This window comes from Acrocarpospora pleiomorpha (genome assembly GCF_009687885.1).
GTDB classification, from domain to species: domain Bacteria; phylum Actinomycetota; class Actinomycetes; order Streptosporangiales; family Streptosporangiaceae; genus Acrocarpospora; species Acrocarpospora pleiomorpha.
The window spans coordinates 1-13027 of the sequence record NZ_BLAF01000071.1 but is presented as its reverse complement, the minus strand read 5'-3'; the positions used below and the strand labels follow the sequence as shown (position 1 = coordinate 13027).

7 protein-coding genes are annotated in these 13027 nt (G+C 70.1%); 6 read left to right on the top strand and 1 reads right to left on the bottom strand.

The features are described from left to right. The first annotated feature begins 121 nt into the window (after window positions 1–121). The 6 genes from Aple_RS42330 (at window position 122) to Aple_RS42305 (ending at window position 12136) form a co-directional block, all read left to right on the top strand. Window positions 122–6829 (top strand): non-ribosomal peptide synthetase, encoded by a 6708-nt coding sequence (locus Aple_RS42330; protein WP_155350417.1) that lies wholly within the window; start codon window positions 122–124, stop codon window positions 6827–6829. Continuing rightward, window positions 6826–8427: a condensation domain-containing protein gene (locus Aple_RS42325; RefSeq protein ID WP_155350416.1), complete on the top strand. Its 1602-nt coding sequence runs from the start codon at window positions 6826–6828 to the stop codon at window positions 8425–8427. Before Aple_RS42330 ends, Aple_RS42325 begins: the two co-directional genes overlap by 4 nt. Before the next feature lie 106 nt (window positions 8428–8533). After that, window positions 8534–9358 (top strand): ABC transporter permease, encoded by an 825-nt coding sequence (locus Aple_RS42320; RefSeq protein WP_155350415.1) that lies wholly within the window; start codon window positions 8534–8536, stop codon window positions 9356–9358. After that, window positions 9334–10056, top strand: a complete 723-nt coding sequence (locus Aple_RS42315; RefSeq protein ID WP_155350414.1) for an ABC transporter ATP-binding protein — start codon at window positions 9334–9336, stop codon at window positions 10054–10056. The genes Aple_RS42320 and Aple_RS42315 overlap by 25 nt, the downstream gene beginning before the upstream one ends. Continuing rightward, the gene (locus Aple_RS42310) at window positions 10053–11024 is read left to right on the top strand and encodes an ABC transporter substrate-binding protein (RefSeq protein WP_155350413.1); all 972 of its coding nucleotides are present in this window, start codon (window positions 10053–10055) and stop codon (window positions 11022–11024) included. The genes Aple_RS42315 and Aple_RS42310 overlap by 4 nt, the downstream gene beginning before the upstream one ends. Continuing rightward, window positions 11021–12136, top strand: a complete 1116-nt coding sequence (locus Aple_RS42305) for an LLM class flavin-dependent oxidoreductase (protein WP_155350412.1) — start codon at window positions 11021–11023, stop codon at window positions 12134–12136. Before Aple_RS42310 ends, Aple_RS42305 begins: the two co-directional genes overlap by 4 nt. 718 nt (window positions 12137–12854) lie before the next feature. Here Aple_RS42305 and Aple_RS42300 read toward each other — a convergent pair. Further along, entirely contained in the window at window positions 12855–13016 is a 162-nt protein-coding gene (locus Aple_RS42300; protein ID WP_281361694.1) for a tetratricopeptide repeat protein, read from the bottom strand. Window positions 13017–13027 lie beyond the last annotated feature (11 nt).

Below are 13027 nucleotides of genomic sequence, written 5' to 3'. Positions count from 1 at the left end.
CCACCGGCAAGGCGCTAAAACTAGGGCTTGTCGCGCTCGCATGCAGCGTGGTTCACTGACGCCGTCCTCAGATCTGTAAGCAAACTTTCCAGTAATAAACTTTCCAGTTTGGCGGTCTCCGTTGGCACAGCCGCTCTCGTACGGGCAGGAACGGCTCTGGTTCCTGCATCGGCTCGACCCTGAGGACCACTCCTACAACACCTGTCACGCCGACCGGCTGCGCGGCCCGATCGACCTCGAACGCCTGGCCGCGGCCTTCACGGCGGTGGCCGCCCGCCAGGAATCCCTGCGCACCCGCTTCGAGGAGATCGACGGCACGCCGGTCGCGATCCTCTGCCCGCCCGAGCCGATCACGATCACCGTCAGGGACGCCGCGAACCTGGACGAGGCCCGCCAGATCGTCTCCGCCGCCGCCAACGCGCCGTTCGACCTCTCCGCCGCTCCCCCGCTCCGGGTCACCCTGGTACGGCTGGAGTCCGACGACCACATCCTCGCGATCACGCTGCACCACATCATCGCCGACGGCGTGTCGACGGCCCTGCTCAGCGACGAGATCGCCCACTACTACGCCGGACGCCCGCCGCTGCCTCCGCTGCCCCTGCAGTATGCCGAGCACGCCCGCGCGGAACGCGCCAACGGCCCCGCCGAGCTCGGGCGCTGGGCGCAGGCGCTGGCCGGGACGCCCGTGCTGGAGCTTCCCGCCGACCGTCCCCGGCCGCCGCAGCGGACCGGGGACGGCGGCGAGGTCGAGTTCGTGGTCGCGCCCGAGCTGGTGGCGGGGGTCGCGGAGCTGGCGCGGCGGCATCGTTGCACGCCGTTCATGGTGTGGCTGACGGCCTACCAGGTGCTGCTGGCCCGGCACAGCGGGCAGGAGGACTTCTGCGTGGGCTCGCCGGTGGCGCGGCGGGATCGGACCGAGCTGGAGCCGCTCATCGGGCATCTGTCCGGGACGCTGGTGCTGCGGACGGATCTGAGCGGGAATCCGAGTTTCCTGGAGGCGGTCAAACGCACCCGGCGGACGGTGATCGAGGCGATCAGCCACGCGGACGTGCCGCTGGAACGGCTGCTGGGAGCGCTGGAGGTCGAGCGCGATCTGAGCCGGACTCCGCTGTTCCAGACGATGTTCGCGCTGCACACGCAGGTCACCGGGGAGGCGTCGGCGGGTCCCGTGCCGGGGACGGACGCGACGCCGTTCACGCCGGGGTGGATGGCGGCGCGCACCGATCTGTCGCTGGATCTGTGGCCGTCGAACCGGGGGCTGGTGGGGTCGCTCATCTACAGCGCGGACGTGTTCGCGGAGGCGACCGCGCTGCTGCTGGCGGAGCGGTTTCAGGTGCTGGTGGAGTCGATCGTGGGGGCGCCGGAGACGCGCGTACACGAGCTGGAGATGGTGCCCGCGGGGGAACGGGACTGGCTGCTGAGCAGGGGGTCGTTCGCGGAGGTTCCGCCGGTCACGCTGGCCGATCTGGTCCTGGCTCAGGCTGCGGCGACCCCGGACGCGGTTGCCGTCGATGAGATGAAATATGCGGATTTAGTGGGGCGTGCTGCCGGGCTGGCGGCGCGGTTGCGGGACAAGGGCGTCGGGCGGGGGTCGCTGGTCGCGGTTCAGGTCTCGCGAGGGCCGGGGATCCTGGTCGCGTTTCTCGGGGTGACCCTGGCGGGGGCGGCGTATCTGCCGGTGGATCCGGAGTATCCGCAGGCCCGGGTGGATTACGTGCTGCGGGATTCCGGGGCCGTGCTGGTGCTGACCGACGACGATCTCGGTGATATCGGGGAGCCGGTGCCCGGGTGGCTGCCGCGTCCCGATGACACCGCTTATGTGCTGTACACCTCCGGGTCGACCGGGCGGCCCAAGGGCGTGGTCGTGCCGCATGGGGCGCTCGCCAACCTCCTGCTCGCGATGCGGGAGCTGATCGGGTCGACGCCGGAGCACGCCTGGCTGGCGCTGACGTCGACGGCGTTCGATATCTCGGCGGTCGAGCTGTTCCTGCCGCTGATCACCGGCGGCCGGGTGGTGATGGCCTCCGCCGACCATGCCCGCGACGGGATGGCGGCGGCCGACCTGATCCGCCGGAGCGGCGCCACCCACGTGCAGGCGACCCCGTCCGGGTGGCGCATCCTCCTGACCGGCGATTTCCAGGAAATAACCGGAATCACCGCAGGGGAGCCACTATCACCCCAACTCGCCCTCGCGTTGCGCGCCCGCACCACCCGCCTAATCAACGGTTACGGCCCGACCGAGACCACGATCTACTCCTCAACCTGGGACGTCGACTCCTCCGACATCACCATCGGCCACCCAATCACCAACACCAGGGCCTACATCCTCAGCCGATCCGGCCTGTCCCCCATCGGCGTCCCCGGCGAACTCGTCCTCGGCGGCCACGGCGTCACCACCGGCTACCTCGGCAGAGCCGCCCTCACCGCCGAAAAGTTCGTCCCCTCCCCGTACGGCCCCGCGGGCTCTCGCCTCTACCGCACCGGCGACCTGGCCCGCTGGCGCCCCGACGGCACAATCGAGTTCCTCGGCCGCACCGACAACCAGATCAAACTCCGCGGCCACCGCATCGAACTCGGCGAAATCGAATCCGTCCTGGACTCCCATCCAGGGGTACAGCAAGCGGTCGCGACCGTCCACGACGACACCTTGATCGCGTTCATCGTGCCCACCGCCGACGTTCACGACCGTTCGAGCGGATCCGGCGCAGACGGCGACGCTCGCGAACATTCGAGCAAGTCCAATGCGAACAGCGCCGTTCATGACCACACGAGCGAGTCCACTGCGCATGGCGACGTCCACGACCGTATGAGCGGATCCAGCGCGGACGGCGACGCTCGCGAACATTCGAGCAAGTCCACCGCGGACAGCGCCGTTCATGACCACACGAGCGAGTCCACTGCGCATGGCGACGTTCACGACCGTATGAGCGGATCCGGCGCGGACGGCGACGCTCGCGGGCATTCGAGCGAGTCCACTGCGCATGGCGACGTTCGTGAACGTATGAGGGGATCCGGAGCAGGCGTGATTCGCTCGCGGGCCGTCATTTCCATCGCCGACGATGTTCGCGCGCATGCCGCGCGGCTGCTGCCCGGTTACATGGTTCCCCGGCAGGTCATCGTGCTCGACGAGATGCCGATGACGCCCAACGGGAAGGTGGACCGGGGCGCGCTGCCCGGGCACGCCCCCGCCGCGCGGACGGATCGCACGCCGCCCCGGACGGACGCTGAGCGGCTGGTCGTCTCGGTGTTCGCGGAGGTGCTCGGGCGGGACGCGGGCGAGATCGGGGCATATGACGACTTCTTCGCGCTTGGCGGGCACTCGCTGCTGGCCACGATGGTGATCGCGCGGTTGCCGATCCGGGTTCCGGTCCGGGAGGTGTTCACGCGGCCGACCGCCGCCGCGCTGGCGGAATTGCTGGAAGCTCCCGGCGTACCGGATCATGCGGGGCCGGTGCCGAGGCCGGCCGGGGTGACGCCGCCGCTGTCGAGCGGTCAGGAGCGCCTCTGGTTCCTGAACCGGCTGTATCCCGAGACGGACGCCGCGTTCAACATGTGGGTGGTCCGCCGCCTGCGCGGCCCGCTCGACGTGGACGCCCTCCGGAACGCGTTCAGCGCGGTGGCCGGACGCCACGAAAGCCTGCGCACCCACTTCCCCGACGCCGACGGCGTGCCCATCACGGTGATCGGCCCGCCAGGCCCCTTTCCGGTGGAGTATTTGACCGGCGCGGGCGCGATGCAGGCGACCGACCCGCCTGAGAGCCTCCCGGTGGGGCCGTTGGCCGATGTCGACGTGGCACAGGCCGTAGCCGAGCGGGTGAACGCGCCGTTCGCGCTGGATGAGCGGCCGCCGATACGGGTGACGCTGATCCGGCAGAGTGCTGACGATCATGTGCTTTGCCTGGTGGCGCATCACATCCTCGGGGACGGCTGGTCGCTCAATCTGATGCTGGACGAGCTCGCGGACGCCTATTCCGGGCGTTCGCTGCCCGAGGTGCCGTTGCAGTTCGGGGACGTCGCCGCCTGGCAGCGGGGGCGGGATACGGCGGGGCTGCTGGAGTACTGGCGGGACCGGCTGGCCGATCCCACGCCGCTCGACCTGCCCACGGACCGCCCGCGAAGCGTCGGCAGCGCCGGGCGGGGAGCCACCGTGGACTTCCGGCTCAGCGCCGGGGACGCGGCCGCGCTGACCGCGATGGGCCGCCGGCACGGTGCGACGTTGTTCATGACGTTGCTGGCGGCCTACCAGGTGCTGCTGGCCCGGCACAGCGGCCGGGACGACATCCTCGTCGGCACCTCCAACGCGGGACGAGACACGCTCGAACTCGAATCCGTGGTCGGCTACCTCACCGACATCCTGGTCCTGCGCGGCGACCTGTCCGGCGATCCGGCGTTCACCGACCTGCTGACCGCGACCCGGACAAGCGTGCTGGACGCCTTCGCACATCAGGGCATCCCGTTCGAGGAACTGGTCAGCACACTCAAGCTCGAACGCGACCTGACGCGCACGCCGGTGTTCCAGACCATGGCGATCCTGCACACCGAGGACTCCGGCCGGGACCCCCGTCCGTTCGCCGGGCTGACCGTCGAGGGCTTCCCAGGCGGGCACGCACAGGCCAAATTCGACCTGATGCTTGAGGCCTGGCACGACGAAGGCACCGAACTACTCGTACAACTGGAGTACGACACGGCGCTGTTCGACGCGGCGACGATCGAAGCGATGGCGGCCCGCCTCGAACGCCTCCTCCTGTCCATCACAACCGATCCATCCCAACCCCTCTCGGCCCTCCCCCTACTCACCGGAGCCGACGAAACGTTCCTCACGACAGTCTCCGAAGGCCCTCACCTCCCGGCGCCACGACCCGTCCTCGACCTGATCACCAACTCGATCCAGAAATATCCGGATCTGGTCGCCATCAGCTGCGGCGATCGCCAAGTCACGTACCGCGAACTCGGCGAGATGATCGAGAAAACCGTCTCAAGGCCTAGCAGCGAAGGCACCCTATATCCGGGCAACGGCGGCACCGCCGAAAATGCCAGTGGCGGCGAAGTCGCGGGCAAGGGCGGGAACGCCCAAGATCCGGGCGGAGCCAGGGCCGTCGCCAGGGGTGAGGAAGTCGCGGGCAAGGCTGGGAACGTCCAACGTCCGGGCGAAACTGGAGCAGTCGCCAGTGAAGTCGCGGGGAGGGGTGGGAACGTCCAACGCACGGGCGAAACCGGGGCGGTCATCCGTGGCGGGGAAGACGTGGGCAAGGGCGGGAACGTCCAACGTCCCGGCGGAATCGGGGCGGTTGCCAGTGGCGGGGAGGACGCGGGGATCTGGGAGGTGTCGCTGGAGCGGTCGCCGGAAGGGATCGCGGCGTTGCTGGGTGCGTGGAGGTCTGGTACCGCCTATCTTCCGATCGATCCGGCCCTTCCGGCTGAGCGAATCGCCTTCATGCGTTCCGAAGCCACCGTGACGGCCGCCGATGGCGTAGCCTGCGTGCTCTATACCTCGGGCTCCACGGGGGTTCCCAAGGGTGTTCTCATCGAGCACACCGCTCTGGCGGCTCGGGTCGCGTGGATGGTAACCGCGTATGGCATTCGTCCGGGTGATCGGATCGTGCAGTTCGCTGCCTTGAGTTTTGACACGCACGCTGAGGAGATCTATCCGGCGCTCGCTGCGGGGGCCACGCTGGAGCTCCTGCCGGATGGGGCAGTCACGCTCCCGGATGTTCTTGCCACGCCGAACGGGCAGGGGGTGACGGTTCTCGATCTGCCGACGGCGTACTGGCACCATCTGGTGGGGCAGATCGACGAGATCGCGTGGCCGGAGGGGCTTCGGCTGGTCATTCTGGGTGGTGAGGAAGTTCAGGCGGCGGCTGTCGACCGGTGGCGTTCACGGTTCGGGGAGCGGATCCGGGTCGTCAACACGTATGGGCCGACCGAGGCCACCATCATCGCCACGGCGGCCGACCTGATTCCCGCCGATGATCAATCCCGGCCGCCGATTGGTAGGCCCATCGCGGAGACGCGGGTTGTGGTGCTCGATCGGTCAGGAGTGCCGGTGCCGCCAGGGGCTCCTGGGGAGTTGTGCATCGGCGGAGCCGGAGTGGCGCGGGGATATCTGCGGCGTCCCGAGCTGACCGCCGAGCGGTTCATCGCCTGGGGCGAGCAGGGGGCCCGGTTCTACCGCTCGGGGGACCGCGCCCGGTGGCGGCCCGACGGGCAGCTGGAGTTCCTCGGGCGGATCGACGAGCAGGTCAAGGTCCGGGGGTTCCGGGTCGAGCCGGGTGAGGTGGAGGCCCGGCTGCTCGCCCACCCCCGGGTGCGGCAGGTCGCGGTGACCGCCACCGAAGACCGGCTGGCCGGGTACGTCGTCGCCGACGGCGTCACCCGAGCCGAGCTGACGGCGTTCGCCGCGGAGGCGCTGCCCGCCTACATGGTCCCTTCTGTGTGGGTATGGCTGGACGAGTTGCCGCTGACCCGGCACGGGAAAGTGGATCGGCGGGCGTTGCCGTACCCGGAGATCGAAACCCAGGCCGCGAGCGTGCCGCCGCGGACGGACGCGGAGCAGCTGGTCGCCGAGGTGTACGGCGAGGTGCTCGGCGTCGGCGAAGTCGGCGCTTTGGATGATTTCTTCGCCATTGGCGGGCATTCGCTGCTTGCGGCGCGGGTCATCGCGCGGATCCGGTCGATCACCGGGGTGGACGTGCCGATTCGCACCATGTTCGACGGTTCCACGGTTGCCGCCCTGGCGGAGGCCGTGGAGACGCTGCTGGTCGAGGAGCTGGAGGAGCTCTCCGACGAGGAGGCGGCGCTGCTGGCCCGATCTGTGAGGAGCGACCCATGATCATCGCCCGTTTCCGCGCGGCGGAGGCGCGCACAGGACCGCTGACGATGGGCCAGGCGAACATGGTCCGCTGCGTGCTCACCGACCCGCCCGAGCACATGAACTACCGCGCCGTACGCCCCCTCCCGCCGGAGACGACGCTGGCCGCGCTGGCCGAGGCGGCCGGCCAGCTGATGTCCCGGCACGAGTCGCTGCGCACCCTCGTCCACGACGACACCCAGCACGTGCTCGCCACCGGCGAGCTGGCCATCCCGGTCCGCGACTCCGCCACCCCGGAGGAGACCGCCGAGGAGCTCGCCCGCGAACTCCAGGGAACGCGGTTCGCCCTGGATTCCGAGGTGCCGTTCCGAGTCGCGGCCGTCACTTGCGGCGGTGTCCCCCACCAGGTCGTCCTGGTGACCACCCACAGCGTCGTGGACGCGGCTGGCCTGGCGGTGCTGCTGGCCGAATGGGACGCCCTCATCCTGGGCAAACCCCTCCCCCCGGTGACCGCCCCGCAGCCGCTGGACGTGGCCGCGAGCGAGCGCAGCCCGGCCAGCCTGCGCCGCGCCGAGGCCGCGCTGCGCTACTGGGAAGGCCACCTGCGCTGCATCCCCCGCTCCACCCTGACGGTCTCCGTGGACGACACCGGCACCGAATGGCTGCTCCCCCGCCTGCGCGTACGCTCGGCCGCCGCCGCCCGCGCCCTGCGCCGGATCACCGCGCGCACCGGCGTGAGCGCGTCGGCGGCCACCCTCGCGGCCTTGGCCACGCTCCTCGGCCTGCGCGGCGGCGCTTCCGTGGTGCCCGTCCTGTCCATCTCGGCGAACAGGTTCCGCCCGGACCTCCGCGAGTACGTGGGGCCGCTGGCCCAGGATGCCCTGGTCCCCGTGGATCTCAGCGCCGGAACGTTCGACGGCGTGCTGCGGGGGGTGCGGACGGTCACGCTCGCCGCGTACCAGAACAGCAGGTTCGACGCCGCCGCCCTGATCCGCGTCATGGAGACCGTGCAGCGCGACCGTGGCGTGTTCTTCGCCAGGGATGTCGTCTTCAACGACATGAGCGTGCCCGGCCAGGGCGGGCGTGTGAGCCGTGCCGACGACGGCGTGCATTCGACCTGGCTGCCGGAGGCGACGCTGCCGACCCGGCTGTCCCTGTGGGTCAACCGGCTCGAGGGCGAGTTCGACGTCACGCTCTGGGCCGATCCGCGTGTCATCCCTCGCGCGGACTCGCAAGCCGTCGGCGAGGGCATGGCCCGCCTGCTCATCGACGCGGCCACCCGGGACGTCCCGCTCGCCGAACTCGCCGTCACGCCGCTCCCCCGCGACCACAACTGGGTCAGGTCCGACAATTGCTGGACCGATCTGGCGGAGGTGCGCCGGCTGCTTCCGCCGGGCTCGGAGGTCGTGGCGGTGCCCGATGAGGTACTGGGGGCGCGGCTCGTGGCGTACACGACGGCGAACACCACGCCGGAGGAGCTGCACAGCGCCTGCCTGGCCGCCCTTCCGGGGCGCATGTCCGCCATCGCCCCGCATCACTACACCATCTGCGCGTCCTCGCCCGCGCCGGGTGAGCGCTGGGAGGACCAGCTCCGTCTGACCGAAGGCAACGGGCGCTGAGAGATCATCTCCGGCTGGGTGACCGGCCTGGAGATTACCCGATTGACTTGGTAGGAAATATAGGTAACCCTGAAGCGACAGTGCCCCGCGCTTGTGAGGTTCGCCTATGTCCGTCATCGAACTGGAGGCCCCGGCCGACGCCAGGCCGCGTTCCCGGCCTCGGCCGTCCCGGACGTCCGGGAAAGCCTGGCAACGCTGGCTCAGCCCGGTCGCGGTCATCGTGATCTGGCAGGTCGCCAGCAGCACCGGATTATTGCCGCCGCGGCTGCTGGCGGCTCCCGCCACCATCGCCGCCACCGCCGCCGACCTGGTCCAGTCCGGGGTCCTGCCGACGGCCGTCGGCGTGTCGCTGCAGCGCGTGCTGCTCGGGTTCGCGGCGGGCGCGGCGGCCGGGATCCTGCTGGCCCTGGTCGCCGGGCTGAGCCGGCCGGGCGAGAACGCGGTCGACCCGCTCATGCAGATGTTGCGGGCGCTGCCGTTCTTCGGGCTCATCCCGCTGTTCATCCTCTGGTTCGGGATCGGCGAGACCCCGAAGGTCCTGCTGGTCGCCCTGGCCGTGTCCTTCCCGCTCTACCTGAACACCTTCGCCGGCATCCGCGGCGTGGACGGCAAGCTCGCCGAGGTCGCCCACACCCTGAAACTCGGGCGAGCCGCGCTGATCCGGCACATCGTGCTGCCGGGCGCGCTCCCCCAGACGCTCGTCGGGTTGCGGCAGAGCCTGGGCGTGGCCTGGCTGGCGCTCATCGTGGCCGAGCAGGTCAACGCCACCGCCGGGCTCGGATACATGATCAACGACGCCCGGGAGTTCCTGCGCACCGACGTGATCGTGGTCGGGCTGCTCGTCTACAGCGCGCTCGGCCTGGCCACCGACGCCCTCGTCCGGCTGCTGGAGAGGAGGGCCCTGTCATGGCGGCGCGGCTTCCTGGGGTGAAGGCGGTGGCCTCCGTACGGGAGCTGACCCGGGCGTTCGGCGAGCGGGTCGTGCTCGACGCGCTCGACCTGGAGATCGGCTCCGGCGAGTTCATCGCCCTGCTCGGCCGCAGCGGCTCGGGCAAGTCCACCCTGCTGCGCGCCCTGGCGGGCCTCGACCGCGAGGTCAGCGGGGAGCTCACGGTCACCGACTCGGTCGCGGTGGCGTTCCAGGAACCCCGGCTCGTGCCGTGGAAACGTGTCCTGGCTAACATCACCCTCGGCTTGGACGGGCCAGCCGAGCGGGCGCACGCCGCGCTCGCCGAAGTCGGCCTGACCGAACGGGCGCAGGCCTGGCCGCTCACCCTCTCCGGCGGCGAGGCCCAGCGCGCCAGCCTGGCCCGCGCCCTCGTCAGGGAGCCGGACCTGCTCCTGCTCGACGAGCCGTTCAGCGCGCTGGACGCGCTCACCCGCATCACCATCCACCAGCTCGTCGTGGAGCTGTGGACCCGGCACCGGCCCGCCGTCCTGCTGGTCACCCACGACGTCGACGAGGCCCTGCTGCTGGCCGACCGCGTGCTCGTGCTCGACGAGGGCCGCATCGCCCACGACTCGCCGGTGACGGCCCCCCGGCCCCGGCACCGGGACAACCCCGAGCTCATCACCCTCCGCGCCGACCTGCTGACCGCGCTCGGCGTCGCACCCGAAGGAAGGTCATGATCAGCACCGCCCGCCGGCTCCTCGCCGTCCTCCTCCTCACCGCCGCCGGTACGGCCTGCGGCTCCGAGGACCCCGCCACGACCGGCAAGCCCGCGAAGGTCACGCTCCGCGTCGGCGACCAGAAGGCGGGCTCGCAGGCGCTCCTGAAGGCCGCGGGCCTGCTGGAAGGCACCGACTACACGATCACCTGGTCCCAGTTCACCTCCGGGCCGCCGCTGCTGGAGGCCGTCAACGCGGGCGCGGTCGACGTGGGCGGGGTCGGCAACACGCCGCCGGTGTTCGCCGCCGCCGCGGGGTCCAAGATCAAGGTGGTCGCCGCGTACCGGCAGAATGTGGCCGCCGCCGCCATCGTGGTGCCCGACGCCTCGCCGATCACCGCGCCCGCCCAGCTCAAGGGCAAGAAGGTCGCGGTCGCCAAGGGCAGCTCCGCCCACTACCACCTGCTGTCGGTCCTGAAGAAGGAAGGCCTGACCTTCGCCGACATCCTGCCTCAGTATCTCCAGCCCGCCGACGCGCTGGCCGCGTTCTCCGGTGGCACGGTCGACGCCTGGGCGATCTGGGACCCCTTCACCTCCCAGGCCTCCATCCAGCACAAGGCCCGGCTGCTCGTGGACGGCGAAGGCTATGTCAACGGGCTCAACTTCCAGGTGGCCGCCCCGTCCGCGGTGGACGGCAAGGAGGCCGCGCTGCGCGACTTCCTGACCCGGCTGGCCAAGGCGCGCGCCTGGTCGGTGAACCACAAAGCCGAGTGGGCGAAGGTGTGGGCGGCCGAGACCGGCCTGCCGCAGGAGGTCGCCGACGCGGCCGTGGACAACGCGGTGGCCACCCCGATCGTGATCGACGACGCCGTGGTGACCTCCGAGCAGCAGATGGCCGACGCGTTCAGCGCGGAAGGCCTGATCCCGGGCAGCCTGAAGTTCGCCGACTTCGTCGACCAGCGCTTCAACGATGTGGTGAGCGCCCAGTGAGCGCGCCGCGATTCCACTGGTTCCTGCCCACCACGGGCGACGGCCGCTCGATCGTCGGCGGCGGGCACGGCCTGTCCCGCGTGCACGGCCGGTCCGAATACCGGCCGCCCACGATCGACTATCTCGGGCAGATCGCCCGCTCGGCCGAGCAGCTCGGCTTCGAGGCGGTGCTCACCCCAACCGGCACCTACTGCGAGGACGCCTGGCTGGTCACCGCGGCCCTCACCCAGGTGACGACCAGGCTCAAGTTCCTGGTCGCCTTCCGGCCCGGCCTGCTCTCCCCGACGCTCGCGGCCCAGATGGCCGCCACATACCAGCGGATCTCCGGAGGGCGCCTGCTGCTCAACATCGTCACCGGCGGCGAGGACGTCGAGCAACGCCGCTTCGGCGACCACCTCGGCAAGGACGAACGATACGCCAGGACCGACGAGTTCCTCGCCATCGTCAAGGGCGCCTGGAACGGCGGGTACGACTTCACCGGCGACTACTACGACGTCGAGGACGCCACCGTGGCCGAGCGGCCGGAACCGCTGCCCGAGCTGTATTTCGGCGGTTCCTCCGCGGCGGCGGGGACGGTCGCGGCCAAGCACGTGGACGTCTACCTGACCTGGGGCGAGACGCCCGCCGCCGTGGCCGAGAAGGTGGCCTGGGTTCGCGGGCTGGCCGCCGAGCAGGGGCGTACGCTGCGGTTCGGGATCCGGTTGCACGTGATCACGCGGGACTCCTCGGCCGAGGCCTGGGCCGAGGCGGGGCGCCTGCTGGACCGAATCCCGCCCGAGGACATCGCCAAGGCCAGGAAACTGCTCGGACAGAGCGCGTCGGTGGGCCAGCAGCGCATGCTGGCCCTGCACGCCGGATTCCAGGGCGGAACGGCCAGAGACCTCGAGGTCCATCCCGGCCTGTGGGCGGGCGTCGGCCTGGTACGCGGCGGCGCCGGCACCGCCCTGGTCGGCAGCCACGCCGAGGTCGCCGACCTGATCGAGGAGTACGCCGCCCTCGGCATCGAGGAGTTCGTCCTGTCCGGCTACCCCCACCTGGAAGAGGCCTACTGGTTCGGCGAGGGCGTCCTCCCCGAACTCCGCCATCGCGGCGTGCTCCCCAAGGCGGCGTAACCCCTGCTGACGGCACCCGAGAAAGGATCCACCGGGCGGGCCACAACGCGTGCCTCCGCCCGGTGGGGATGGCGCTCCCAGGTCCCTTCCGGTCAGAAAACCCGGACCGAACCAACCACAAGCCACGCTAAACAAGCCCACTTATGTATGTCAATTAAACAAACTAAGATGCTATCGGACTCGATGAAAGTTACATGGGCATTCCTCTCCAACCCGGCCACTGCGCTGGTCAGGGCGGGTTCAGGATCCCAGGCGACGTTCCCAAGCCGGAGGGGATACGTAGGCCGACCACTGTCCGCGCCCAGGCGTCGACTCCTAGTCCCGCGTCGCCCTCACACCCGCCGTGTTGAGATCGACCACAGCGACATGACCACCATCGGGAATAGCGACTCGCCTCCAATCGGGGGACCCGCGGAGCGCGACTGCCCGTCCATCATCGCCGAGGTGAGTGGGCCCCTCCATGAGGCCGATAGGACTGTCCTTCTCGAGGACCGAGCAAAGTGCCGACGCGAGGTTTCCAAAGAGACGGGCGTCGTCAGCGACCGGAAAGTTCGTGAGGGCCCCCGATATGTGGGTACCCGGACGGCGGAATTATGCCTTGTGGCTATAGCTGGGACTCCAGGCATGACGGGTCGTTATACATGTCCGGATCACGGCCGGGGGACCGCCTTCATCACTCTCATGATCACTGCACGCATCATGTCCAGCGGTCACACCTTTACGGTGATGACGGCTCTTCCTCTAACCCGCCCAGGTTGCTCAGCACGATCGCCAGGTTGTTCCGGCTGGCCAGCGTGTCGGGGTGCTCCTCACCCAGAACCCGACGGCGCAACTCCAGCACAGCCCGGTGCTCAGTCTCGGCCTCATCCAACCGCCCCAGATCGCTCAGCG